This is a genomic window from Paraburkholderia sp. JHI869, from assembly GCF_038900775.1.
Taxonomy (GTDB): domain Bacteria; phylum Pseudomonadota; class Gammaproteobacteria; order Burkholderiales; family Burkholderiaceae; genus Paraburkholderia.
Genome location: NZ_JAYMSC010000013.1, coordinates 61,090 through 87,614 on the forward strand (window position 1 = coordinate 61,090; position 26,525 = coordinate 87,614).

Annotated in this window: 21 protein-coding genes; 7 read left to right on the top strand and 14 right to left on the bottom strand. The window is 64.3% G+C overall.

Annotated features, from left to right (window positions below; genetic code table 11):
- Window positions 1–43: 43 nt before the first annotated feature.
- From VSR72_RS22220 to VSR72_RS22275, 12 genes are all read right to left on the bottom strand, one after another.
- Window positions 44–877, bottom strand: coding sequence for a M55 family metallopeptidase (locus VSR72_RS22220; protein ID WP_342954484.1), 834 nt, complete (start codon window positions 875–877; stop codon window positions 44–46).
- Window positions 874–1,944 (bottom strand): P1 family peptidase, encoded by a 1,071-nt coding sequence (locus VSR72_RS22225; protein WP_342954485.1) that lies wholly within the window; start codon window positions 1,942–1,944, stop codon window positions 874–876. Before VSR72_RS22225 ends, VSR72_RS22220 begins: the two co-directional genes overlap by 4 nt.
- Window positions 1,941–2,834 (bottom strand): glutathione ABC transporter permease GsiD, encoded by an 894-nt coding sequence (gene gsiD / locus VSR72_RS22230; protein WP_342954486.1) that lies wholly within the window; start codon window positions 2,832–2,834, stop codon window positions 1,941–1,943. Before gsiD ends, VSR72_RS22225 begins: the two co-directional genes overlap by 4 nt.
- A gap of 7 nt (window positions 2,835–2,841) precedes the next feature.
- A complete protein-coding gene (gene gsiC, locus VSR72_RS22235) occupies window positions 2,842–3,762 on the bottom strand; it encodes a glutathione ABC transporter permease GsiC (RefSeq protein ID WP_342954487.1) in 921 nt (306 codons plus the stop codon).
- Window positions 3,763–3,831: 69 nt separating this feature from the next.
- Window positions 3,832–5,355, bottom strand: a complete 1,524-nt coding sequence (gene gsiB, locus VSR72_RS22240) for a glutathione ABC transporter substrate-binding protein GsiB (protein ID WP_342954627.1) — start codon at window positions 5,353–5,355, stop codon at window positions 3,832–3,834.
- A 107-nt stretch (window positions 5,356–5,462) separates the two neighbouring features.
- Window positions 5,463–7,355 (bottom strand): dipeptide ABC transporter ATP-binding protein, encoded by a 1,893-nt coding sequence (locus VSR72_RS22245; protein ID WP_342954488.1) that lies wholly within the window; start codon window positions 7,353–7,355, stop codon window positions 5,463–5,465.
- A gap of 47 nt (window positions 7,356–7,402) precedes the next feature.
- Window positions 7,403–8,386, bottom strand: coding sequence for an isoaspartyl peptidase/L-asparaginase (locus VSR72_RS22250; RefSeq protein WP_342954489.1), 984 nt, complete (start codon window positions 8,384–8,386; stop codon window positions 7,403–7,405).
- Window positions 8,383–9,318, bottom strand: a complete 936-nt coding sequence (locus tag VSR72_RS22255; RefSeq protein WP_342954490.1) for a MurR/RpiR family transcriptional regulator — start codon at window positions 9,316–9,318, stop codon at window positions 8,383–8,385. The genes VSR72_RS22250 and VSR72_RS22255 overlap by 4 nt, the downstream gene beginning before the upstream one ends.
- Before the next feature lie 535 nt (window positions 9,319–9,853).
- Entirely contained in the window at window positions 9,854–10,876 is a 1,023-nt protein-coding gene (locus VSR72_RS22260; protein ID WP_342954491.1) for a PoNe immunity protein domain-containing protein, read from the bottom strand.
- Between the two features lie 12 nt (window positions 10,877–10,888).
- Window positions 10,889–12,400 carry a hypothetical protein gene (locus tag VSR72_RS22265; RefSeq protein WP_342954492.1) on the bottom strand — a complete coding sequence of 504 codons (1,512 nt, stop codon included), beginning with the start codon at window positions 12,398–12,400 and terminating at the stop codon, window positions 10,889–10,891.
- Window positions 12,397–14,946, bottom strand: coding sequence for a type VI secretion system tip protein VgrG (gene vgrG / locus VSR72_RS22270; protein ID WP_342954493.1), 2,550 nt, complete (start codon window positions 14,944–14,946; stop codon window positions 12,397–12,399). The genes VSR72_RS22265 and vgrG overlap by 4 nt, the downstream gene beginning before the upstream one ends.
- Window positions 14,947–15,329: 383 nt before the next feature.
- The gene (locus tag VSR72_RS22275; RefSeq protein ID WP_342954494.1) at window positions 15,330–17,243 is read right to left on the bottom strand and encodes a PAS domain S-box protein; all 1,914 of its coding nucleotides are present in this window, start codon (window positions 17,241–17,243) and stop codon (window positions 15,330–15,332) included.
- A 456-nt stretch (window positions 17,244–17,699) separates the two neighbouring features.
- On the opposite strand from VSR72_RS22275, the gene VSR72_RS22280 reads away from it, so the two are divergent.
- From VSR72_RS22280 to VSR72_RS22300, 5 genes are all read left to right on the top strand, one after another.
- Window positions 17,700–17,912, top strand: a complete 213-nt coding sequence (locus VSR72_RS22280) for a hypothetical protein (RefSeq protein ID WP_342954495.1) — start codon at window positions 17,700–17,702, stop codon at window positions 17,910–17,912.
- A gap of 12 nt (window positions 17,913–17,924) precedes the next feature.
- Window positions 17,925–19,877: an EAL domain-containing protein gene (locus VSR72_RS22285; RefSeq protein ID WP_342954496.1), complete on the top strand. Its 1,953-nt coding sequence runs from the start codon at window positions 17,925–17,927 to the stop codon at window positions 19,875–19,877.
- A gap of 57 nt (window positions 19,878–19,934) precedes the next feature.
- The gene (motA, locus tag VSR72_RS22290; RefSeq protein ID WP_342954497.1) at window positions 19,935–20,804 is read left to right on the top strand and encodes a flagellar motor stator protein MotA; all 870 of its coding nucleotides are present in this window, start codon (window positions 19,935–19,937) and stop codon (window positions 20,802–20,804) included.
- A gap of 10 nt (window positions 20,805–20,814) precedes the next feature.
- Window positions 20,815–21,753, top strand: coding sequence for a flagellar motor protein MotB (gene motB / locus VSR72_RS22295; RefSeq protein ID WP_342954498.1), 939 nt, complete (start codon window positions 20,815–20,817; stop codon window positions 21,751–21,753).
- A gap of 242 nt (window positions 21,754–21,995) precedes the next feature.
- Entirely contained in the window at window positions 21,996–22,454 is a 459-nt protein-coding gene (locus VSR72_RS22300; RefSeq protein ID WP_342954499.1) for a PRC-barrel domain-containing protein, read from the top strand.
- An 80-nt stretch (window positions 22,455–22,534) separates the two neighbouring features.
- Here VSR72_RS22300 and VSR72_RS22305 read toward each other — a convergent pair whose 3' ends face one another.
- Entirely contained in the window at window positions 22,535–23,659 is a 1,125-nt protein-coding gene (locus VSR72_RS22305; protein ID WP_342954500.1) for an aromatic ring-hydroxylating dioxygenase subunit alpha, read from the bottom strand.
- A 130-nt stretch (window positions 23,660–23,789) separates the two neighbouring features.
- Here VSR72_RS22305 and VSR72_RS22310 point away from each other — a divergent pair, with 130 nt between their 5' ends.
- Entirely contained in the window at window positions 23,790–24,641 is an 852-nt protein-coding gene (locus tag VSR72_RS22310) for an intradiol ring-cleavage dioxygenase (RefSeq protein ID WP_342954501.1), read from the top strand.
- Between the two features lie 358 nt (window positions 24,642–24,999).
- A complete protein-coding gene (locus VSR72_RS22315) occupies window positions 25,000–25,269 on the top strand; it encodes a hypothetical protein (protein WP_342954502.1) in 270 nt (89 codons plus the stop codon).
- A gap of 30 nt (window positions 25,270–25,299) precedes the next feature.
- Here the strand turns inward: VSR72_RS22315 and VSR72_RS22320 are convergent, their stop codons facing one another.
- A complete protein-coding gene (locus VSR72_RS22320; protein WP_342954503.1) occupies window positions 25,300–26,262 on the bottom strand; it encodes a D-glycerate dehydrogenase in 963 nt (320 codons plus the stop codon).
- Window positions 26,263–26,525: the final 263 nt, after the last annotated feature.

The window sequence follows — 26,525 nt, forward strand, 5'->3', positions numbered from 1 at the left end:
GGGGCTGACAGTTAGTTGCACAACGCGGCGAACAACGGCCGCCTCAGCGCAGCACCGCCGACATCGCCGAGAAGCTATTGAGCGTGCGCACGAGGTATTCGGCAGTCGGCGCCGGAAACCGGATCACGCAGCCCGCCACGCGCTCGACACTCGGCCACTGCGCAAAGAGATCGGCAAGCGCGCTCGTCTGCGTATGGAGTTCGCACGTGCGCACACGCGGCGCCGCGCAGGCGCGGTCCCACCACTCGCCGTCGCGCGCGACCTGCCCCGCGGCTTCGCGTGCCGCGTCGCGAATCCGCTCGCGGCTCGCAGCGGGCGTCAGCAGGTCGCCGCTCGCGTGGCCGCTGGCCCGCTTCACCACTACGAACTTCGCATCGGGGAAAGCGGGCCGCGTTTCGCGCTCGAACACATCGTCGCCGCTCAGGAGCGCCACCCGTGCGCCGTATTCCTGCGCAAGCGCGCCATATAGCCCTGCCTCGCCGGTTGCGACGCCATCCACGAGCACGCGCGCAAACGCGAAGCTGTTGATGGTGTGCGCGAGCATGCCGCGGCTTTGCGCCATAGCGTGATAGCCGATCATGAAAACGAGCGCGGGACGGTGTTCGAGCCCCGCCATCATGCCGAGCGTGCGAGGCTTGCCGAGTATCACGCGTGCGCGCGCATCGATCTCGTCGAGCAAGAGGTTGTTGAAGCCGCCATGCGAGTCGTTGACCCACACTTCGCTCGCGCCGCCCGCGAACGCGCCTTCCACGGCAGCGTTCGCTTCTAGCGTCATCCAGCGGCGGGCCTGCTCGTACTCGGCATTACCCGCGCGCGTTTGCTGAACGTTGAAGACACCGCCTATGCCTTCGATATCGACGGAAATAAGTACCTTCACGCTTGCGCCCCGCCTGCAAGCAGATCGGCGAGGTCCGGCACCGCTTCGCGCAGTGCGAGACGCACGTGGCCATCGCGGCCTTGCACCGTGCTTGCGCTCCACAAGGCGTCGAGAATCGCCTGCTCGATGCAATCGGCGCTGGCCTGAAACAGCGGGTCGAGTTGCGAGTCAGCGAGCAAGGGCGGCAACGCGTGGGTCGGCGCGTCGTGCGCCAATGTGTACGCCGTGCTGAACGCCAGCGCGATATCGCCGCTGCCGTGTCCATAAACGGACCCCGTGCGCGCAAGACCCGCTGCTGCGCGCATCGAAACACGCCGAAGCTGACGCGAGTCGAGCGGCGCATTCGTGGCGATCAGCATGATGATCGACCCCTTCTCGGGCTCCTGCGTTGCCGGCGCCGCACGCGCCGCAAGCTCGCGGCCCACGGGCACGCCGTCGATCGTCAGCATGGGCAGGCGGCCAAAGTTCGCCAGCACAAGCGCGCCTACTGTGTATTGCGCGAATGCCGTCTGCACCACGCGCGACGCCGTGCCGATGCCGCCTTTCAGGTCGAAGCTCGACATGCCGCGGCCCGCGCCTACGCTGCCACGCGAGAAATCGGCGTTCGCCGCAGCGCAGGCAGCGAGATAGTGCTCCTCGTGAATCGCCAGCGCCTGAATATCGTTCAGATAGCCGTCATTGCACTCGAACACGAGCGGATTGACGGTAGGCAGACCGCGCCCAATCTGTGGATTCGCCTCGACTGCTGCGCGAATCTGCGCCTGCGCAAGCGTGCCCACACCGAACGTGTTGGTCAACGCGATCGGCGTTTCGAGCACGCCTAGCTCGTCGAGCTGCATGAGCCCGATGCTCTTGCCGAATCCGTTGATCACGCACGCGCTCGCCGGCACCTTCTCGCGAAAGACGTCGCCTGCATGGGGCATCACCACGGTCACGCCCGTTTGCACATCGCCGGAGTCGAGCGTGCAATGACCCACGCGCACGCCGCTCACGTCGGCAATCGTTCCGGTCGCGCCGCTCGCCAGTGTGCCGATATGCGGCGCGGTTTCTCCGCGATTCGTGCTCATGCACGGTCCAGTTTCGGGTCGAGCGCGTCGCGCAGGCCGTCGCCCAGCAGATTGAACGCGAGCACAGTGAGGAAGATGGCGAGGCTCGGGAACAGCGCGATATGCGGCGCCGTGACCATATCCGCGCGCGCCTCGTTGAGCATGGCGCCCCACTCCGGCGTGGGCGGCTGGGCTCCGAGACCAATGAACGACAGGCTCGCTGCCGTAATGATCGAGGTGCCGATACGCATGGTCAGATACACGATCACGGAGGACACCGTGCCCGGCAGAATATGCCGCATGATGATCGTCCAGTCCGACGCGCCAATGCTGCGCGCGGCCTCGACATACGTGAGGTGCTTGAGCATGAGCGTGTTGCCGCGCACGAGCCGAGCGAACGCCGGAATGCTGAACACGGCCACCGCGCAAACCACATTGATCATGCCGTTGCCGAGGATCGCCACCACACCGATGGCGAGCAAAATGCCTGGGAATGCGAACAACACGTCGGCGACACGCATGGTGATGCGGTCCCACCAGCCTTCATAGTAGCCCGCAAGCAAACCGAAGAACGTGCCCACCACGGCGCCCAGCGCCACCGAAAGAAAGCCCGCCGCGAGCGAGATGCGCGTGCCCGCGAGAATGCGGCTGAAAATATCGCGGCCCAGCGCGTCCACGCCGAACCAGTGTGCAGCCGAAGGACCCGCGTTGAGCGAGTCGTAGTCGAAGTAATTTTCCGGGTCGTAAGGCACGAGATGCGGCGCGAACACCGCGATCACCACCAGCAGCAGCACGAATGCGCCCGCGCCGAGCGCGACATGCTGCTTGCGGAACTTGCGCCAGAATTCGCGCCACGGCGTGCGGATCGCTTCGTCCTGTGCGCGTACGGCTTCGTTTAGGGTCGTGCTCATGACGGGCTCACCTGAATCGAATGGTCGGATTGATGACCGCGTACAGCACGTCCACGATCAGATTGATGACGATGAATTCGAGCGAGAACAACAGCACCTCGGCCTGAATCACCGGGTAATCGCGCATCGCAACCGAATCGACGAGCAGGCGCCCGAGGCCCGGCCAGTTGAACACCACCTCCACGACGATCGACCCGCCCAGCAGGAAGCCGAATTGCAGGCCCATCATCGTGACGACGGGAATCATCGCATTGCGCAGGCAATGCTTGATCACCACCCATTGCTCGGCCACGCCCTTCGCGCGCGCCGTGCGCACGAAGTCTTCGTTGAGCACTTCGACGAACGAGGCCCGCGTGAAGCGCGCCATCACGGCGGCCACCGCCGCGCCGAGCGTAACGGATGGCAGCACATAACTGCGCCACGAACCGTCGCTCACCACGGGCAGCCAGCCCAGGTGCACCGAGAACAACTCCATGAGCGCCATGCCGAGCGCGAAGGCCGGAAACGAAATGCCCGACACCGCGAGCGCCATGCCGATGCGATCGGGCCAGCGATTGCGCCACACCGCAGAGACGATGCCGATCGCCATGCCGAACACTACGGCCCACACCATGCTGGTGAGCGTGAGCAGCAACGTGGGCATAAAGCGCTCGCCGATTTCGGTGACGACCGGGCGCTTGCTGCGCATCGACACGCCAAAGTCGCCTTGGGCGATGCGCACGAAGAAATGGAGGAACTGCTGCGGCAGCGACTGGTCGAGGCCGAGGTCGGCGCGCACGAGCGCGACCGTGGCGTCGTCCGCTTCGGGACCGGCCGCGAGGCGCGCGGGGTCGCCCGGCAGAAGGTGCACGAACAGGAACACCAGGACCGCGACGATGAGAAGCGTCGGCAGGAGACCCAGCGAGCGTTTGACAATGAAATTCAGCATGAGCGCGTTACTGCATTCAGGCGTGCGCGCCGCGCCGGACTCGAACGTTCCGGCGCGGCGCGCAACGCATTAGCGAATCGAGATCTCGTCGAAGTTGAACGAGCCGTCCGGCGCCACGTACGCGCCGGCCAGGCGCTTGCTGCGGGCGTACACGACCTTTTCCTTCACGAGGAACACCCACGGTGCGTCGGCCCAGATGCGCTTTTGTGCATCGGCGTAAAGCGCCGTCTTCTGCGCGCGGTCCGTCGTTTCGAGCGCCTTCGCGAGGTCCTGGTCGACTGCGGGGTTCTTGTAGTACGCCGTGTTCATCAGCTTGGGCGGCCACGATGCCGAAGCGAGCAGCGGCGAGATGCCCCAGTCCGCCTCAGCCGTGGACGACGACCAGCCGATGTAATACATGCGCACGCCCGCCGTTGCCGCGTCCTGCGCGCTTTCCACGCGCGCGACCGCGGTGCCCGTTTCGAGCGCTTCGACGTTCGCCTTCACGCCCACTTGCGCGAGCTGCTGCTGCACGAACTGAATGGCCTTTTGCGCGGTCGAGTTGTTATACGCCGACCACAGCGTCGTTTCGAAACCATTCGGGTAGCCAGCCTGCTTGAGCAGTTCGCGCGCCTTGGCTGGATCGTACGGCCACGGGCCGAGCTTGACCGAATAGTCCACGCCTTGCGGCAGCACGCCGTCCGAAGGCAGCGCGTAGCCCGCGAACGCCACCTTCGCGAGCGCGTCCTTGTTGATCGCGTAGTTCAGCGCCTGGCGCACGAGCGGATTGTCGAACGGCTTCTTCGCGGTGTTCAGGCTGATATAGCGCTGGATGATCGAGGGCGTAGCGATCAGATCCACCTTCGGATTCGACTGGAACGCGCTCGCCTGCTCGAACGGAATGCGGAACGCGAAGTCCGCTTCGCCCGTGCGCATGAGCGCCGCGCGCGTGTTGTTGTCGGCCACCGGCTTCCAGTCGATCTCGTCGATCTTCGGGTAGCCCTTCTTCCAGTAGCCGTCGAACTTGTGCACGACGAGGTCGCCCGCCGGGTCCCACTTCACGAACGCGAACGGGCCCGTGCCCACCGGATGCAGGCCGATATCCTTGCCCCACTTCTTCATGGCGGCGGGCGAGATCATCACCGCCGACGGGTGTGCAAGCACGTTCACGAATGCCGAGAACGGCGCATTCAGCGTGACCTTCACGGTATCCGGATCGACCACTTCGGTCTTCGCGATGCGCCGGAACATGTTGTAGCGCTTCAGGTGATTCGCCGGGTCCGTCACGCGGTCGAAGTTCGCCTTCACGGCCGCCGCGTTGAAGTCGGTGCCGTCCTGGAACTTCACACCCTGGCGTAGCTTGAAGGTGTAAACGAGGCCGTCGCCGCTCACTTCATAGCTTGTGGCCAGCACGTTGGTGAGCTTCAGGTCCTTGTCGAAACCGAACAAGCCCTGGTAGAACGACTTCGAAACCGCCTGCGAGAGCGTGTCGTTGGCGTCATACGGGTCGAGCGTCGAGAAGGTCGAATCGACGGCCATCACGGCGCGCTGTTCAGCGGCTTGCGCGGCCGTCGCACCGGCGATCAACGCGAGAGCCAGTGCGCTACCCTTCATCCATGTTTTGACTTCTTTCATCAATCAGGTCTCCATACCAGTGAATCTTGACGACTCAGCGAAATGATCCAGCTAAAAACAAACGATTGCGAGGCAATACCGCGTTTTCAGTAAGCGCCGCCCACCCGATGCTTCGCAACGAAGTGACCGGGCCCGACCGCCACGAGCGGCGATACCTGCGGCTCGTCGCCCATCGCGCGAATCGGGCTCGGCAGTTCGTCGGCAGCGAGCACGCGCTTCGCGTGGCGGCGCGCAGGATCGGCGATCGGCACGGCGCCCATGAGCTTCTTCGTATAGGCGTGCTGCGGGTTCTCGAACACGGCGCGGCGCGGACCGATCTCGACGATCTGCCCCAGATACATCACCGCCACGCGATGGCTCACGCGCTCCACCACCGCCATGTCGTGCGAGATGAAAAGGTACGCCACGCCGAGCTCCTGCTGCAGGTCGAGCATGAGGTTGACGATCTGCGCCTGCACGGAAACGTCGAGCGCCGACACCGATTCGTCGGCGATCACCACCTTCGGGTTCATCGAAAGCGCACGCGCAATGGCAATGCGCTGACGCTGGCCTCCCGAGAATTCGTGCGGGTAGCGTCCCGCCGCCGACTTCGGCAGGCCCACGCGGTCGAGCAGCCATTCCACGCGCGCCTGCGCCTCAGTGCCCTTCGCAATGCCGTGCACGAGCAGCGGCTCCATGATCGAGAAGCCCACCGTGAGGCGCGGGTTGAGCGAGGCGAACGGGTCCTGAAAAATGAACTGGATATCGCGGCGCAACGTCTGCAACGCGGGTCCGCTGAGGGTGCTGATATTCTGGCCACCAAACTCGATCGTGCCGCTCTGGCTCTCTACGAGGCGCAAAAGCGAGCGGCCCGTGGTCGACTTTCCGCAACCGGACTCGCCCACCAGCGCGAGCGTTTCGCCTGCGTGAAGATCGAAGCTGACTTTTTCGACCGCATGCACGCGGCCCGTCACCTTGCCAAGCAGACCGCTGCGCACGGGAAAGCGCGTAACAAGATCGCGCACGCGCAGGACCGGCGCGGCATCCGTTTTGGGCGCGTTCGCTGCGACCTTGGAAGCGACGCTCGGCTGCGCTGCCTCGTTCATCGACAGCAGCGGGAATTTCCTGGGCAAGTCGGTGCCTTGCATCGCGCCGAGCTTGGGCACGGCGGCAAGCAACGCCTGCGTGTAGCGATGCGAAGGCGCGGCGAAAAGCGTATCGGACGCGCCCTCTTCCACTTTCTCGCCGCGGTACATCACGAGAATGCGGTCCGCCACTTCGGCCACTACGCCCATATCGTGCGTAATGAACACGACGCCCATATCCATCTCGTCCTGCAGACCGCGAATAAGTTGCAGGATCTGCGCCTGGATCGTCACGTCGAGCGCCGTGGTGGGCTCGTCGGCGATCAGGAGCGCGGGCTTGCACGAGAGCGCCATCGCGATCATCACGCGCTGACGCATGCCGCCCGAAAGCTGATGCGGGAAGCGGTCCATCACCCGGCGCGCCTCGGGAATGCGCACGAGGTCGAGCAGGCGCAGCGTTTCGGCGCGCGCCTGCGAGGCGTTCATCTGCTGATGCAGCGCGATCGCTTCGCTGATCTGGTTGCCCACCGTGAACACGGGGTTCAGCGACGTCATCGGCTCCTGGAAGATCATCGCGATGTCCGCGCCGCGCACCGAACGCATGGTCGATGCACTCGCACGCGTGAGATCGAGCATGCTGCCGTTGCGGCGGCGCAGGTCGATGCTGCCGCCGGTAATGCTGCCGCCGCCGTGCTCGACGAGCCGCATCAGCGAAAGCGAAGTGACCGACTTGCCCGAGCCCGATTCGCCAACGATAGCGAGCGTCTCGCCGCGATCGACGTGGAACGACAAATTTCGCACGGCTTCGAACGTGCCCGCGCCACGCCTGAACGACACGCCGAGATTGCGAACGTCGATCACGCGGTTCGGCGGCAGCACCGCCGTATCTGCGGTATCAAGAGAGTGCGAGGACATCTGCACGATGAGGATTCCTTCGTTTGATGCGCAAAGCGATGCGCCGCTTAAGCGTAGATCGACGCAACGGGCGCTTCGCCCACGCGCGCGTAGCCGCGATACATGCCTTCGGTGTTGAACGGCAGCACCACGTTGCCTTGTGCGTCCACGGCGATCAGGCCGCCACGGCCGTCGATGCGCGGCAATTGCTCCATCACGACATTCGTGGCGGCTTCGGAGAGCGAAACACCGCGATATTTCATTTGCGCTGCCACGTCGTAGGCTGCGACCATGCGCATGAACATTTCGCCCGATCCGGTGGTGGACACCGCGCAGGTCGCGTCGTCGGCATAGCAGCCCGCGCCGATCAGCGGCGCGTCGCCCACGCGGCCCACCTGCTTGTTCGTGATGCCGCCTGTGGACGTCGCCGCTGCGAGGTGACCGTGCGCGTCGAGCGCCACGGCGCCCACTGTGCCGTACTTGCGGTTCGGATCGATGGGCTCATGCGGCAGGCTCTCTTGCGCGGCTTTCGCTTCAAGCGTCGCGCCGTCGTGATCGAGCATCGCGCGCGCTTCGCCACGCGCGAGCTGCCACTGGCGGTAGCGCGCATCGGTATGGAAATAGCCGGGATCGACGAATTCGAGGCCCTGTGCCTGCGCAAACGCTTCCGCGCCTTCGCCCGTGAACAGCACGTGCTCGCTCTTTTCCAGCACGCGGCGCGCCGCGAGCACCGGATTGCGCACGCGCTTCACGCAGCACACCGCGCCCGCTTCGAGCGTGCGGCCGTCCATGATCGAGGCGTCGAGTTCATGCGTGCCCGCGGACGTGAAGACCGAGCCATGGCCCGCGTTGAAAAACGGGCAGTCTTCGAGCAGGCGCACCGCTTCTTCGACTGCGTCGAGCGCGCTGCCGCCTTCGGCCAGGATGTGTTGGCCAGCCGCGAGAATGCGGTTCAGCGCGTCGAGATACTGGGCTTCGACTTCGGGCGCCATCGAAGCGCGCAGGATCGTGCCGGCGCCGCCGTGAATGGCAATGACTGCATTCGATTTCATGACTTCTTTTTCGTTGGGGAAGACGGGGCCGAAGGCGCGGCAGGCGCCTGCGCCGAGGTGAGCCACGGCAGCACCGATTCGGTGATGGCCGCCGCGGCGACGACGGAATCTTTCGCGCGCAACGCCACGGCGTCGCAAAGCGCTTCGATGACGGCCAGCACCGCGGCTTCGGAGTTCGCCGCGAGACGCCGTTCGGAGCGGATCAGCAGCGTGAGATCGGCGAAGCGCGCGAGCGGCGAGTCGATGCTGTCGGTGAGCGCGAGCACGCGCGCACCCAGTTTCGCGGCGTGGCGCGAGAGCTTGATCGTGTCGTCCACGTAGCGCGGAAACGCAATGCCGATCACCAGATCGTCCTTGTTCGCGCCGAGCAGCCTGCGCGCCGAATGCGTGGGACCGCCGACCGTGGAAAGCGCCTGCACGTTGTCCAGATACGGCAGCAGCGCGTTCTCCATGAGCCCGGCGAGAAACGCGCTCGTGCCCGAGCCGATCACGTACACGCGGCGCGCCGAGAGGATCGCGTCCACGGCAGCGGCGGCCGCTGCGCTGTCGATCGACTGGCGCGACAAGCGCAGGTTCGACTCGGCCTGCTCGAGCGACGCGCCGAACAGTTCGGCACCGCTGGTAGGCGATTCCTGCGCGCTGCGCAGGCGCTCGACCGGCGCGAGCGTGGCCTCGAAGCCGCGCACGAGCGCCTCGCGAAACTGCGGATAGCCGTCGAACCCGAGCGAGCGCGCAAAGCGGTTGGCCGTGGCCACCGAAGCGCCCACCGCGCCCGCCAGTTCGTCGATACGCATGGTCGCGGCGTGGAACAGGTTCGCGAGCACGTACTCGGCCATGCGCCGGTGGCCCGGCGTGAGAACGGGCATCGCGGCGGTGATACGCGCGACGATCTCGGCTTCGGGTGATTCGGGAGTTGACGGTCGGGCTGGCATTCGTGGGCCGAAATTGGGACGGCGAGTCCGTAAATGAAATTACATAGACGGATCTTAGTGAAAATTAATTTTCATCGCGCCGGGGGTTTACCCTATTCGAGCGAAGCAAGGGGGAAATTAGCTTGAGCGCGCGCAACGAAACGCGAAGTGACTCGTCTCGACGACGTTGCAGATTTTTGAGAGAAGAACCCGGCAGAAGCTGGAATGAAACGTCGCCCGCAGGCGAGATGAGGCGAGCGGCTCGGCGTGGGAAGTGAATCCGCACTTGCCGCCAGCATGGCGCCAGCGGCATTCGAATCAGTCAAATGAAAACGGCATGCGCTGCGTCACGCCGCCACCATCGCCTTGTCGCGAGACCGTCCCGCGACGACGAATGCCTTCGACACCTCGCGGCGGCGTGCTATCCGAGGTGACTGCCATGGCTACCAGCAGATCAGTGACGATCACTCTTGTCGGCCGGGCCTCTGAAAACTCGTAGAGGAGAAAAGCGGCACCGTATGCGGGCGCCGCATTACTCCACAAGAGCGTCGTCTCTTCACCCTTCCCGGGTTGGTCCGCCATCCTCACGACCCATCACAATCCACGTCACCGGGCCCTCGCGGCGGTCGCGGCCAATTCCATCGGGGAACACGTCGCCTTCCTTGAACATGCGCTCCTGGACGAACGCACCCGGCGATTCGAGCACGCCCCAACGACCGGCATACGGGCAGCGCTCGCCGGTCCTGCGCGAGATATGCGGCTTCGGAGCGTCAGCGGCGCGGGCGGCGGCCTGCTGCTCTCGTGCATAGTCCACCAGGTCTTTCGGATACACGAGATTGTCGCGATAGCTGCTGTCGTCAATGTCCCATAGCACCGTCACCAGCGCAGCTTCCAGACACCAGTAGCCGAAGTACAGGCCATCGGTATGCGCACCGTGCCAGTAGGTTGGCTTCATGCCCTTGTACCAGCCCTCGACAAACTCCTTGACCAGTGCGGGCCGTTCTTCCGGCGGCGCAACCGTCGCACGCGCAAGTGGTCGGTACGGTTCAGGATGCAGCAGCACGCGCGGCGCTTCGACGCGCGTGCCAGTCAATGCCAGCACCACGTTCTCGAAGAGCCCGTCGCGCCCCCGGTTGTACTTGTGGGTCTTGTCCACCCAGCTCAGCACCGTTGGAATGAATTCAGAATGGCCCAGCAGCTTGCACAATGCCAGCAGCCAGAAGACGCACACGTAGGCGTCGAGCTGGGTGATTTCCAGCGTGTCGGCCACGTTCTCGGGTGGATTCTTGCTGCGCGGCGAAACCTCGTGCTGAATGTAGACATCGAATCGCTCGATGATCTCCGGCAACTGCGCCTTCAGATCCTCAACGGGCTTGCCTGCTGTGTAGTCGAGAAGAAGTGACTCTAAGCTATTTGATGCAATGGACCATCGATGACGCGAATCGGCGCCAATCGTCTTCGGCTTGTTTGAAGCGAGCGACTCTTGGGATAGCCAAATTCTGTTTTTAAAGCTCCTCTCGTCAATGAGATAGTCTTTTTCGCTTAATAATTTCTGTCGCCGTGTCTTACTGAAACTCACGATTCGGTTCTCCTAGAACGTGTTGCCGCCAGGCTGCGATAGTGTGGGTTCCGGTGTGGCCGGCGCCGATTCCAGGTCCATGCCAGACGTTACAACGTCGATCAGCACAAGTAACTTGGAATCTGAGCCTGCTGGACCTGGCAAACAGATGAACATCCAGCGAGCGTATCCGGCTTCTTCGATCTCATTTCCCTTCCTGTCTCTCTCGTCGGAAGTCATGGCACCGCTTTTTACATTACGCCGCAATGCCTGCGGAATTCTCCTCTCGGACCAAGGCTCGCTCATCTGCGTGCCGTCACACTTCGTTTCCCCCAATCGACGTTTTGCTTCCTTCTTTATCCCGTCAGTATCACTGGGATCAAAGCCCTTCGAGATGTGCTTTGCTTCAAACACCACGAACAGCGGATACGTTGCCGGACTCGTCGCCTCTGGATTGAGTGCCTTGTACTGAGGTTTTGGCGGTCGCGACGTTTCAGGAATGAACACAAGCTTTCCTCCAGGCGGTGGCTCGCTCACGATATTCGGCATCGGGTTCGGCGCGCTCATGTCGCCCTGCTTCTCGAACAGGCCATCGAGACCCCGGCCCTTCGGTGGATCGACAAGCCGCATGTAGCCTAGCGACTTCTCCATCAGGACATAGCCATCGTTCTCGCACTTCGCACCGTTCTGCTTGTTGACTTCCGTTTGCGGCTTGCACTCGTTGTTGACCGTATTCACTACGACGGTGATCTTCACCTGCGGCGCGGGAATCGCCAGCTTTTTTTGTCGTGCATAGGCTTGCTGCTGCTCGCGAATTTTCTTCAGCGCCTCGTCTTCTCCGTCGTTCAGACTGGGGGAATAAGTCAGCAGCGCAATCCCGACGATGATAGGCAACGCAAGTCCGGTCACAATTTCCGTGAGGGTTGCCCCCTCAGCCTCAGCCTCAGCCGCGACGGGAAGCACGGGATTGGGCACGTCCGTCACAGGGGGGCTTTTGAGCCAAGGCGAACTGTCCGGGGCCACAAACGCGACCAGGCTCGACGCCACCTTCAGCTTGCCGTCTTCCTCCTTCAGGGGCATCAGCCACGCCTGGGCTTCCGCCTGCGCCTTCTTCCCGCCGCCCGACCAGTCGAACAATTCGACGTACTGTTTCGCATTGCCATAAGCCTGGCTATGCATGAATGCCCGCACATCCAGCCAGGTTCCGCCGTCGTTCACAATGCCAAGAAAGGTGCGCGACGTGCCGTAGCTCGGCATGAAGCCCGAAAAGAGAAACGACAACTGGTCTGAAGCAAGCGAGCGCTCGCCGCCACTGAGCACCCACGACAGGAAATCGCGTACGAGGTAAAGGAAATCGTCATCATCGTGAAATCCCTCTACACGCGAGAGCCATTGTCCGGCAATCGCCAACGCAGATTCCTGCCGACGGATCACATCAATGGGGTAGAACATGGCGAGAAAGCGCTCGATTTCTGCCACGGACATGCGAACCGCGTCCCTCAGGTCCGGCTTGACCTGGGAAATGGGCAAGACTCTTGCGATCATGAAAGAAATTTCCTCACAAGGCTGATACCGGTTTGCGCGTCGGTGGCCGCACCCGAGTCGATATTGGGCCGCTTCGACTCCCCCATCCATGGGCGCGCGTCCTCGCTCAATTCAACCGTTGCCTTGTCTCGCGGCACGCCGTACAGACGAGCGAAACCCCTGGCGTCGAGCGTGCCGGAGCGCGTTGAGCCGTCCTTGAGACGAACCGTGTATGGCGCGTCCTTGACCGGCTCCATGTCCGCATAGTGGTGGTTGATTTCAAGAAAGTTAGGTGAATCGCCCACCTTGCCCGTCGGCAGTACGGGAAGGTCGGGCCCCTGCGACGCCTTGCCCTGTCTCTGCACAGTGATGGTCTTGAGGAAGAGGTCGCCGGGGCCGCCGAGCGTGATGCTGCCGTCCTTCAACTGCACGAACGCGCCGCCGCACTCCAGGATGATTTCCTTCGCGGCAGACAGATTGACCTTGCTGTTGACGCTGCCGGCGGTCACGTCCTTGTCCGCTGTGAACGACATCGGTCCGTCCTGCGCCTGGAGCTCGACCGGGCCTTTCGCCGCGAGGATTTTCAGCCCGAACTTCTGCGCGAACAGCGAAATCTTTTCGCCCGCTGCGACCGTGAAGCGCTTCAGTACGCTCCAGTCCGCGTTCTTTCCCGCCACGGCGTTGATGTTGTCCTGGGCCGCCAACTGGATGCCGTGCCCCGTGACTAGCGCCGCCGATGCGGGCGTACTCATGAGTAGCCCCGGCTTTTTCAGGCCATCCAGATCGTCCTTCATCTGCTGCTGCGCGTCGGTGTCGGCGGGTTGGGCCTTCGCGCTGCTGGCGGATGCCGCGAGCGCCTTCGCGGTCGCCAGCGCGCTTTCAAGCTGCGCGATGGTCTCCTGCATGTCCAGTTGCTTGCCGGTGGCAGCAAGCCGGTCATACGCCGTGAGCATCAGTCCCTTGCCCGCGCGATTGACCCCGTAACCCGATGTTCTCGTCTCGAAGCCTTCGCCCCGATATTCGAGTTTGTTGTTCACCAGGTAGCCGAGATTCAGTTGTGACTTGCTGGAGTGTTCGGTGCTGAGCTTGACGCCTTCCTGACCCGCCCAGTCCTCCATGCGCAGCTTGTTGTTGCTCTGCGTACGGATCACGTTGCGCGAGAGCCAGCGCCGGTCACTCGTGACCAGATCACGAGACTGCGAATGGTGATGAAACGCAGAAATTTCCGGTTTGTCTGGATCCGCATCCCGAAATGAAATGACGGCTTCGTCGCCGTCCAGCGCCGGAAAGTGCATGCCGGTCTGCCCGTTGCCCGCGAAGGGCTTCGCAAGGCGCAGCGGTACGCTCTCGCCACCGTCGGGCCACGGCTCGAAGTCCAGATCAAAGCGCACGACATAGCGCCCGTCCTTGTTGACGTACGCGTACGTGTAGCGGTCCGGGCTGCAAATCCGTGCGCTGAGTGTGCCGGCCACTTTGGCCCAGTTCTGGGGTTCCAGCTCCAGACGGAAGCGCCGGTCGGCAGGGATGGCCCTGAACGTGTTCGAATAGGGTTTGTCACGCGCGCCGCTGTGCGTGATTTCGATCACGACCATGCCTTTGGGCGCATCAGGCAGCACGATATCCGTTTCGAATACGCGTGCGCACTGCAACGCGAGCACGTTGCTTTCGCCTTCATAAACCACCTGGTGCGCGATCGCCGCTTCGTGTCTGAGTTGCGCCTCCCACCGCGCCCCGGCCGCGTCGAGGTGGTGCGTGCCGTAGACATAGGACTGGCCGTAGGTGGTGGGGTCGCCGGGCGCGGTATTGGCTTCGTCTCGACAACGCTCCCAGGCCGCGTCCGGGTTGTAATCGGCGACCACGAACGACTGCGGCACGGTCTTCGTGTGCGTCTTCAGCGACGTGACCGCCTCGATGCCGCCCGACTCGAGTCCGGCGGCTTCACGGTACGGCACGACGAGTTGCGGCTCATAGATGTAATGGTCGATGTCATCGCCGTAGGTCACCTGGTCGCCGTACTCGCTCTCGGTCATGTAGGAGTAGACCCCGGCCTTCTCCTGCATCATGCGGCTGTACGCAAAATCCGCCATGCCGTACTGCATGCGGAAGGCGTGCTGGGGATACGATCTGCGCAGCCGGAAGCTGAACTGATGGTCCCGTAGCCCATGGGCACACAGACACGCGGCCAGAATGTCGGGCGTGGTGGCGTGCTGGAAAATCCTGTTGCGCGTGACGGCCTTCAGACGGCCCAGATGGGACTGTATCTCCACCTCGTACTGCGTGAAGTCGTGCGTTGTCTTGACGGTCGAGAAGCGCGCGATGAAACCCGAGAATTTCCGCATGGTCCCGTCATCGGCCTTGATGCTGAACACCGCGTCGCGACTCAGGAAGTCGGCGCGCAATAGCTGCTGCGGGTGGGTTAGTTCGATCTGGACGACGTTGGGTTCGCCCATTTTCTCGGTGGCCGTGAACGACACGACCGAGAGCGCGGCCGCCGCGTCTGTTCCGGGCACATCCAGGTGAAACGCTTGCCTGCCACTGACCGCGTTGAACGGATAGATTTCCGCCATACATGAGTCCCCTTTAATTGGGTGGAGTCTCATGCTGCGCGGGCCAGTGCGCCCGCAACAATCGGACGTGTCCGAAACTACTACGGCTCCTCCGCGACGTGGTGTGCCCACGGCAAGAAGGTCGCGACGCTCTCCGGGGCGGTCATAGCCCCGGCGATACAGTCCGGCACTTCACTGGCCGGCGAATCATAAAGGCACGTGCCCCGAACTGCATGATGGGTGATAAAAAGCAAAGCACCGTACGTTTTTGATTTTCCGGGGTCTCGCTATCAAACTCTGGTGCCCCAGCGACGGAACGGCGAGGTCGCCCACGGATGAGCGACGACTAGCGGCTCGATACTGCAGAAGGAACCGCACTTGGTGCCAACAGTGCACCAACAGCTTCACGCGTCCAACGCCACCATCGCCTCAGCCCTCGGCGCCAACCGCCACGTATTGCGCCCGGCGCGCTTGGCTTCATACATAGCCGCATCGGCGAGACAAAGCGGATCATCGGCCAGCGCCTTGTTCTCCGCCTCGACCGAGAGCACCACGTTCGACGCGTCCACCACACCCGCCGCCCCCGCCACGCCGGTCAGCACGACGCCCACGCTCGCGCTCGTCTCGATCACGCGCCCCGCTACGACGAACGCCTTCGACACCTCGCGGCAGATGGCCGCCGCAATGCGCTCGCCGGTGCGCGCGTCGTTCACGCCGCGGCTCGCTATCACGAACTCGTCGCCGCCCAGGCGGCTCACCACGTCACCCGTGCGCACCGTGGCGACGAGCCTGCGCGCGATCTCCTTGAGCAACGCGTCGCCCACGTCGTGGCCATAGCGGTCGTTGATGGACTTGAAGCCGTCCATGTCCATGAAGAACAGCGCGAACGGCTCGCCGCTCGCGCGCAGCGCGCACAGCGCCTCCTGCAGCGCGCGCCGGTTCGCAAGCCCAGTGAGCGGGTCGATCAGCGCGCCCTCGCGCAGGCGCTGCTCGGTGCGACGCTGCTCGGTCACGTCGTGCGCCATCACGTAGAAGCCCGTCACCTTGCCGTCGCGCTTGGCGGGAATGTAGGTGGCCTGCCATACGCGGTCGGCGTCGGCGCGATAGCGCACCTCATCGCAGGTCACGCGTTCGCCGGCCAGCGCGCGCGCAAAAAGCGGCCGCAACTGCTCGAATACTTCGGGGCGCAACGTTTCGCTCAGGCTGCGTCCGCGCAGCGCGGCAGGCTCCGCGTCGAATACGCGCTTGAACGTCTCGTTGTTGAACCGGTAGCAAAGATCGCGATCGACCACGGCGATCAGCGCGGGCACGTTGTCGGTGATGGTCTGCAACGCGTCGCGGCTGCGCCGCAGTTCCGCCGTACGTTCGCGCACGCGCTCCTCGAGTTCGACGTGGTAGTTGCGCAGCGCCTCTTCGCTCTTCTTGCGGCTCGTGATGTCCTGCACGGCCGCGATGAAATGCAGCGGCGCGCCCGACACGTCACGCACGAGCGACACCGCGAGGTTGACCCACACAGCCTCGCCGTCGGGCCGCAGATAGCGCTTTTCCATCGCATACATGGCCTGACGGTCAGCGAGCAGTTCAGCCACTTGCGCGAGATCGGCGGCAATGTCGGCGGGGTGCGTGACCGAAGCGAACGTGCGGCGGCGCAGCTCGCTTTCCTCGTAGCCGATGATCTCGGAGAACTTCTGGTTCACGTCGAGAAAACGGCCGTCGAGATCGACCACGGCGTTGCCAATAGGCGTTTGCTGGAAGACGGTCCGAAAGCGCGCTTCGCTGATGGCGAGCGAGCGGCGGTCGCGCTCGTGCGCGGTGCGGGAGCGGTTCAACTGCCGGCGCAACTCAAGCTCGCGCTCGACGAGGTGCGCGAAGTCCGCGAGCATGGCGCCCTGAGCGTCGTCGAACGTGCGCGGCTTTGCGTCGATGAGGCACAGCGTGCCGACCACCTGGCCGTCGGCGAGACACAGCGGCGAGCCCGCATAGAAGCGGATGTTCGGCGCACCCGTGACGAGCGGATTGTCCAGAAAGCGCTCGTCGTCGAGCGCGTCTTCGACCACGAGCATGCGCTTGCTCAGCACCGCGTGCGCGCAGAACGACATGCTGCGCGGCGTTTCGCACGCGGCCAGCCCGTGGTGCGACTTGAACCACTGGCGTTCTTCGTCCACGAGGGAAATCAGCACGATCGGCATGTCGAACGTGAAAGCGGCCAGCCGCGAGATGCGGTCGAACACCTCTTCGGGATCCGTGTCGAGTATGTCGAGTTGCCGCAGCGCGCGAAGGCGGACGTCCTCATCCAGAGGAAGCGGAGCAGTGATCATCGTGGGGAATTCCGGCAGGGCGGATACGGTTGCGTGGCGCTTTCCGTCCCGGCGCGCCTTACCTGGGTTTACGGCCGGAACAGACAAAAACTGAAGCGCGGGCGTGCCCGGACCCGCCGCGACGCACCCGCCTTGCGCGCCAGGCATTTCCCTGATGCAGGCGCCGCCATTTAAGCGCACGAACGTTCGATATACGTGTGGTTGCGCAATCATCGAGCGTTGCGACGCCTCCAGTCGCGTTGCTCGCGTGGCCCGGCCCACGGGCGTTGGGCAACTCTTATCTGAACCTTCGCTACGATTCGATTGATTCGGCATCCGAAATACATGCCATTTTTAACCGCCCGGTTAACGCGTTGCGAAATCGATCAAGCCCTCAAAAAAAACATGTCTGGCGACTTCAGCAACGCTTTTTCACCGCCGTAAAAAGGGCAAAGCTCCACCCCTTCCGGTGTCACCATGAGAACCCTCGCGCAAACCCTGCGACTGAAACAAGCCACGCGCATCGCCACTGCGGCGCGTACTGCCGCTGGCCGCGGCGCCAGCAATCGCATGAGCGCGGCGCCGCGTGCGCGCCGCGCACTGTCGCGCCGCGCTCATACGCATGCCGGCACGTCGCGCCACTACGCCGTGCGCCGCCTCGCGGCGCAAGTGCGCACGCGCAGAATCTAACGCTACACGGACATGAGACAGGAAACCGCGGCAGCCATGCCCGATCCCGCCGCTGCCTTGAATCCCACGGCAGCGTTCCCCTGGATAGTGCGTGCGCGCGCAGCGTTGCGCGCCTCGATCCGAGCTCGCACGAAGTTCTTCATCGGCCTGTTCTTTGCGCTGTTCGCCACGCAAACTACGCTGCTGGCCAGCCAGCTGGTTGCGTTTGGCCATGCCTTCGAACGCGTGGACACGACCTGGCACGATGAAAACGCCGCGCGGGAAAACGAGGCGCCGCACGCGCAAGCGAATGCCGCCGCGCTGCCCGAGGTGGCTGTCGAGAAGCTGCACAACCAGGTCCAGCGCGGCATCCTGCGCGTGCATCACACGCTCGAAGCCGCCTTTGCCATTGCGCTCGCCACGCTCGCGTTCGGCCTCGTGCTGCTGCATTACCTCGAACGCACGCTGCTGCGGCCGCTCCATACCTTGACCGATTCGCTCGTGCGCCTCGCGCACGGTGAAGACATGCGCGCATTGCCCGACATGAACCGCACCGACGAGATCGGCGCGATGGCGCATGCCTTCGATACGTTGTGCGAAAAGTCCCGCGAGCTGCATATTGCCCACGAGGCCACGCGCGCCGCCGAGGCGCACGCCCAGGCGCTGGCGCGTCACGATCCGCTCACGGGCCTGCCCAACCGGCGTTTGCTCGCAGCGGAAATGAGCGCCGCGCTCGAGCGCACGCAGCACCGCTCGCCCGACTACCTCGTGTTCGTGATCGACCTCGACCGCTTCAAGCCTGTGAACGACTTCCACGGCCACGCCGCGGGCGACACGGTGCTGTGCGAGATCGCCGCGCGCCTGCGCCGCGTGGTGCGCGACGGCGACACGGTCGCGCGCCTGGGCGGCGACGAGTTCGCCGTGCTCGCCCGCGTGCATCGCGACGACCACATCGAGGCCGCGAGCGAACTCGCGCAACGCCTGCTCGCCGCCACGCGCGCGCCCATCGACATCGGCAAGCTGCGCATCAACGTGGACGCGAGCATTGGCATTGCGTGCTGCCCGCGCGACGGCGGGGACCCGGACGCGTTGCTGCGCGCCGCCGACATCGCCATGTATCGCGCGAAGTGCGAAGGCAAGGGCACGTACCGCTTCTTCGAGCAGAAGATGGACGACGAGCTGCGCCTGCAGGCCTCGCTCGAATCGGACCTGCGCCGCGCGCTCGCGGGCGGCGAAATCCGGCCGTTCTACCAGCCGCTCGTGCGCCTCGCCGATGGCCAGACCACCGGCTTCGAGATTCTCGCGCGCTGGCACCACGAACAGCGCGGCTGGATCTCGCCCGAGGTATTCGTGCCGCTCATCGAGCAGATGGGCATTTCGCCCGCGTTCACGGCCTCAATATTGCGACGGGCGTGCCGCGACGCGCTCTCCTGGCCCTCGCGCTACCACCTCGCGCTCAATCTTTCGCCCGCGCAGTTCAAGGACACGCAACTCGCGGCGCTACTGCTCACGATTCTCGCCGACGAGGGCATGCCGCCCGAGCGCATGGAGATCGAGATCACCGAATCGGCGCTCATGTACGACTTCGACGCGGCGCGCGCCGTGCTCGCGGACTTCCGCAATGCGGGGCTGCGCATGTCGCTCGACGATTTCGGCACCGGCTATTCGAGCCTGCAGCATCTGCGCGAGCTGAAGGTGGACAAGCTGAAGATCGACCGCTCCTTCGTCCTCTCCATGACGTCGTGCAACGAGAGCGCCAAGATCGTCGACGCGATCATCGCGCTCTCCACGAATCTCGGCATGAGCACGGTGGCCGAAGGCGTGGAGACCGCAGAACTCGCGCGCACACTCGCGGCGAAGGGCTGCGACTACGCGCAGGGCTATTTTTTCGGCAAAGCAATGGCGGCGCGTGAAATCGACGCCTTGCTGAACGTGGATCGTGCGGCAAACGAGGCGCGGCTCAAGCGTCTCGTCGAACCGGCTTGAGTGGACCGCCGCCACTGGATTGACCCGCATTACTCTGAGAAGGAAAAGGTAGACATCATGTTTGTAGCAATTGGCTGGATCCTCGTGCTCGGATCGGTGATCGGGAGCTTCGTGGGCGTGGGGGGACACCTGCCCGCGCTCGTTCAACCATTCGAACTCCTGTGTATTTTCGGCGCAGCGATCGGTGCGTTCGTGGTGAGCAACCCCACCGCCACGCTCGGCAAGACGCTCAAGGCGCTGCCCACCTGCTTCAAGGGCGGCGGCTACACGAAAGCGCAATACCTGGAGCTGATCGCCCTCCTCTACGAGCTGCTGCAAAAGGCCCGCAAGGAAGGCATGATGGCGCTCGAAGCCGACATCGAAGCGCCCGAGAGCAGCCCGACTTTCCAGAAGTACGCACGCGTGCTCTCCGACCATCATCTGCTCGACTTTATCGTCGACTATCTGCGCATGATGTCGAGCGGCAACGTGAATCCCATGGAAATGCAGGACCTCATGGATGAAGAGCTCGACACGCATCACTCCGAGGTGTCGATCGCGCCGAACGCCATCCAGAAGATGGCCGACGGCCTGCCCGCCTTCGGCATCGTGGCCGCCGTGATGGGCGTGGTGCACACCATGGGCTCGGTCGGCAAGCCGCCCGCCGTACTCGGCGAGATGATTGCGGGCGCGCTCGTGGGCACCTTCCTCGGCATTCTGCTCGCGTACGGATTCGTCGGGCCGATCGCCGACCTGCTCAACGCCAAGGGCCGCGCCGCCAGCAAGCCGTTCCAGTGCGTGAAGGCCGTGCTGCTTGCGTCGCTGGCCGGCTATGCACCGCCCGTGGCCGTGGAATTCGGCCGCAAGGTGCTGTTCACCTCCGACCGTCCGAGCTTCCAGGAGCTCGACGAAGCGGTGCGCGCCACCAAGACGCCAAAGGCCGCTTAGGAGTCCCGATATGGCCGAACGTACTCCAGGCTCGCGCGCCGCGCGCGACACCGAGGGCAGCAAGACCACGCTCGTGGTGCGCCGCGTGAAAAAAGGCGGCCACGAGGGCCACCACGGCGGGGCATGGAAGATCGCCTATGCCGACTTCGTGACCGCGATGATGGCGTTTTTCCTCTTGATGTGGCTGCTCGGCTCGACGTCGCAGTACGACCGCGACGGCATCGAGAAGTACTTCAACACGCCGCTTTCGGCCATGCTCGGCAGCAAACCCAACGCTGCGAACCCCAACCCGAGCGTGGTGCAAGGCGGCGGCCGCGACCTCTCGAGCAAGACGCCCGCCGTGGGCGGCTCGAACGCGCAGCCCACGCTCTCGCACGCCGTGCCCGTCGAAGCGGTGGACAAGTCGCGCCTTTCGCAGCTCAAGGAAAAGCTCTCGGCGCTCATCGAGCGCAAACCGGAGTTGCGCGCGTACCGCGACCAGATCCGCATGTCGATCACGGACGAAGGCCTGCGCATCGAGCTGGTCGATTCGCTCAAGCGCCCCATGTTCGCGACCGGTAGCGCGAAGCTCCAGGACTACGCGTATGAGATCCTCGTGCAGATCGGCAGTGCGCTCAACGACGTTGACAGCGGCGTGTCGATCGCGGGGCACACCGATTCGGTGCCCTACTCGGGGGGCCTAGCCGGTTACTCGAACTGGGAGCTTTCGAGCGAGCGCGCCAACGCCGCGCGCCGGGCGCTGGTGGCCGGCCACCTCAGCGAGGAGAAACTTCTCCAGGTGCGCGGTCTCGCCGACGTGTTGCCGCTCGACCACGACACGGCCGACAGCCCGCTGAACCGCCGCATCAGCATCCTGGTGATGAACAAGGCCGCCGAGCGCGCGTTCTTCGAGCAGGCGAAACGCTACGACGTCGACACGCCGCAAAAAGCGGCCACGCCGGCCTCGTAAGGTGTCTAAAGCGGGCTTCGACGGCGCGCCCGCGTAGTTTCCAGAGTGGTCTCCAAACAGGCGTTTGCGCCCCCGATGCGCCTCGCGCCGGTGCATCGAATCGACGGGCGCGACGCGGTACGCCGCTTGCTGTGTGTCATGGCAGGCGGCCAGAACCGCCGCGGCATCGCCTGCCGCCTGACACGGGAATCGTCGGGAGTCTGGCCGGACTCAACGTTGTTCCCCCATAAATGGAGACCGTCATGCCCACCTTCATTCCTCCGCCCATGCCAACCGGCAATGGCGCGCGCATCGTCGGCAAAGGCCGCGTAAGCGCCGCAGGGCCGGGCCCCGACGTGATGGCCGCCAGCACGCTCGACAGCGACCGCGTGCTGAGTTCGGACGGCCAGGAAGTCGGCAAGATCAAGGAGATCATGCTCGACGTGCAGAGCGGCCGCGTGGCCTACGTGGTGATGTCGAGCGGCGGCTTTCTCGGCATTGGCGACAAACTGCTCGCCATTCCGTGGAGTGCGCTCATGCTCGACACGAGCCGCAAGTGCTTCCTGCTCAATGTGTCGTCCGAGCGCGTGAAGGAAGCGCCGGGCTTCGACCGGGACTGCTGGCCCGCCATGGCTGATGCGACCTGGGGCAGCACGCTGCATGCGTATTACGGTGCAGAGCCGTACTGGGCCGCGGTCGAGCCAGTGACGCCGCGCCACTGAGCTCAAGCGTCTGGCGTTGGGCTCCGAACGGCAAGCGGGCGTTCGGAGCCGCCGCAAATACCGTCGGAGGTTGCCGGCGTTCAGCGCGGCGTCGCCTCTTTGTTCGCGGCCATCAATGGCGCCTCGGGGGCGCCAGCGACTTCCAGTGCCCACGTGTTCACCGTGCGCCGCATCGGGCAAGCGATCACCGTGGCGACGCGGCTCGCCTGCGACGCCTCGGGCACGCTCCAGCCGCCCTCCGCCAGCGCCCGCACTCGCTGCCTGAACGCGATCTGCAAGGCATCCGACTTCACCGACACCTCGCTCTGCCAACTCTCGGGCACGCGCACCGGCCGAATGCGCCGAAGCACGGCGTGATCTTCCTCGAAGATACGCAGGTTGCGCGCACGAAAGCGCCCATCGAAAAGCGGGTTGCGCAGGAAGCTGCGGCCCATCATCCAGAACGTCTGCGTGCGCCCCGCGTCCACAGGCACATGCGCCGACGCGATATGAATGCGCCAGCCGTTGGCCAGCGTCAGTTCGAGCGTCGCGCACGGGCCGCTCAGGTGAAAGCCCGTTTGCGTGATCACGTCGACATGTTCGCCCGTGGGTGCGCGGCGCAGCCAGCCCCGGCGCACGGGCCGCCGCATCACGAGCTGCGCGTGGCCGCTCCAGGCATTGGCGCTCACGTTGACCGCGTCGATCTCGGGGCGGTCGGGCGCGCCGAACGAACTCCCGTGCACGAACGGCGCGTGCGCGAAATCGAGTCCGTTTTCGATCACGCGCTCCCAGTTGGCCTCCCACGCGTAAGTGCCGTGCACGACGCGCATGCCGGGGTCGTCGGCCCAGCCAAGGTCGGGCAGCGGCGGCCGCTCGTCTTCGGGCAGGTCGCCCACGAACGCCCAGATCCAGCCATGACGCTCCACCACGGGGTAGCCGTCCACGCGCGCTCGCGCTGGAATGCGCGCCTGCGGCTGCGCGGGGATGTGGGTGCAAACGCCGTCGCCGCCATAGCGCCAGCCGTGGTACGGGCACTGCACTTCGCCGTTCACGCGGCGGCCGGCCGCGAGCGAGGCGCCGCGATGCACGCAGATATCGGAGAGCAGTTGCGCGCGGCCCTGAGCGTCGCGAAACGCGACGAAGCGGTGGCCGAGCAGCGTGACCGGCAGCAACTGCTCGCGCAGATCCGCGGCGGCGGCCACGACGTACCAGAGGTTTTTCAGCATGACGGATGGGAACAGCGAATCGAATGCCAATTGGACCAGATTTTGGGTCGCGATGGCGACAGGCGCACAATACGTACCGTTACGGCCCGACTTCGACCGCCGTCCGACGATCACATAGGCAACCCCAACCATGACCCAGTTCTTCAGCGAAGCCGCCTCCGCGGAGGCCGTCAATGCGCGTATCGGCGAGAGCGCCGATGAGCGTCTGCGCGAGGTGATGAGTGCGCTCGTGCGTCACCTGCATGCGTTCGCGAAAGAAGTGCAGCTCACCCAGCCCGAATGGGAAACCGCTATCGACTTCCTGACCACGGCCGGGCAGCTGTGCAGCGCCGAGCGTCAGGAGTTCATCCTGCTCTCGGACACGCTAGGGTTTTCCATGCTCGTGGACGCCATCAACAACCGCCGCCCGAGCGCCGCCACCGAAAACACCGTGTTCGGCCCGTTCCACGTGGCCGGCGCACCCGAGCGCGCGATGGGCGAGTGCATCACTGCCGACGGCAAAGGCGAGCGCTGCCTCTTCGAAGGCCGCGTGCTCGATCTCGAAGGCCACCCGGTGGAGGGCGCGCGCATCGACGTGTGGTCGGACAATGCCGAGGGCTACTACGACGTGCAGCAGCCCGGCGTGCAGCCCAAATGGAACAACCGCGGCATCTTCACGACTGGCGCGGACGGCGCCTATAGCTTCGTCGGCATCAAGCCCGTCTCGTATCCGATCCCGCACGACGGCCCTGTCGGCAAGATGCTCGCGAGCCTCAGCCGCCATCCTTACCGGCCCGCGCACATGCATTTCATGATCACCGCGCCCGGCTTCCAGAAGGTCGTCACGCATACCTTCGTGGGCGACGATCCGTACCTGCAGTCGGACGCCGTGTTCGGCGTGAAAGCGTCGCTCGTCGCGCCGTACGAGCGCGTGGCCGACAGCGCCACGCCGTGGCGCTCCACGTTCGACTTCGTGCTCATGCCGCTCGCGCCGCACGCCTGATCCGGCAATGCGGCGAACTGGACGCGATATCGCGCCCTGCTCGCCGCATTGTCCGGTGCTCCCGGGCCATAGACTGGTCTCGCAGTCAAACGAACTACTGCGAACCACTGCGAACGACTGGGGATGGCGATGCGGGTCACGAACTGGATTCTGGTGCTGGAATGCGCGTATATGGAGTTTTCCAGCTGGCGCGGCAAGAACGTGTATCGCCGTACGGTTGCGTACGACAGCGTGGTTTGGTGCTGAAGCGAAGCCATCAGCCATCGACGCAACGGCAATCCTCCCTTACAGTCGAAGACTTTAAGCGCGCCCGCTAGCGGCGCCTCCCGTCATCGTTGCTGGAATCGAGGATTCGAACATGCTGTTCCCCGCCATTGCCACCGTCGCCTTGCTGATCGTGGTGTATGTCCACGTGAACATTCCGCGCTTCACCGAGCGAGGCCCAAAGCGCATCCTCGCCCACACCACGCTGTTGCTGGCCGGCCTGTGCTTCGGCGTGATCGGCGGGATGATGTCCGGCCAGATCGCGCCGCCGTGGGCCGTGATCGCGTGCGGCCTGGGCGTCGTGCATCTACCCGCGCTCTGCGTGATCGTGCTTAAGCGCTTCCGGCATTCGGGGCGCAGCTAATACAAACCGCTCAAGCCGCACCCGCCTTCCTCAAACGCGATTCAACGCGGGCCGTCCGTCCAGCACGGCGGCCACGTTATCCAGCGCCGTAAAGCCCATCTGGTCGCGCGTTTCCACCGTGGCGCTCGCCATGTGCGGCGTGAGAAACACGTTGTCGAGGCTAGCGAATCGCTTGTCCACATTGGGCTCGTTGCGATACACGTCGAGGCCCGCGCCGAACAGGTGGCCCGAGGTCAGCGCGTCGTAAAGCGCGTCTTCATCCACGAGGCCGCCGCGCGCCGCGTTGACGAATACCGCGCCCTTCGGCAAACGTTCGAATTCCTTTTTCGTCATCAAGGGCGCGCCGCCGCCTGGCACATGCAGCGTGAGCACTTCGCAATGCGGCAGCATCGCTTCGAAGCTTGCGTAGTAAGTCGCACCGTTCTCCACGGAAGGCGCGGCACGATTGATGTCGGTGTAGATCACGCGCATGCCGAACCCGAGCGCGCGCTTGGCCACCGCCCGGCCAATGCGGCCAAAGCCCACGATACCCAGCGTCTTGCCGTTCACGCGCGTGCCCAGCATGTCGGTCATGCCGAACGACTTGCCCCAGCCGTTGCGCATGATCCGTTCGTACTCCGATGCACGCCGGCATGCCGCCAGCACGAGCAGCATGGAAAAGTCGGCGGTGCATTCCGTCAAGGCGTCGGGCGCGTTCGTGACGACAATGCCGCGTTCGCGCGCCGCGGCCACATCCAGGTGATCGACGCCCGCGCTCGCGTTCGCGATGATCTTCACCGACTCGGGCAGCGCGGCAATGTGCTCCGCCTGCAAGCCCGACTTCTTGCCGATGAGCACCGCCGGCACGTCATGCTGCTTGCAGAAGTCGACCACGGACCACGCGTCCATATCGGCGTCGGTCACGAAGGCATGGAACTCGGCCACGGCGCGCTTCGCCACAGCAGCGGGCACTTTTCGCGCGATCAAAAGCCTGGTGCGTTGATTTTCCGGCATGGTGTTTTTCCCTTTGGGTATGGACAGACGTCGAGAGACTACGAAAGCGTCCGCCAGCCGGTCAATGTTGATTCGGTGAATCAAGATCGGATGGGCGCTGTGGCCCTGTATTCGCCTCAAAGCGTGTGCACACGCCGCGCGGCGCTTTCAGCGCATCAGGAAAACCCTGATCCGACGCCCAGTTATCAAGGCCCCGGATGTTGATTCAACGAATCAAGATTGCTGCGTACCTTACGCGAATGCAATTCTTTTCCCGTGTTCAA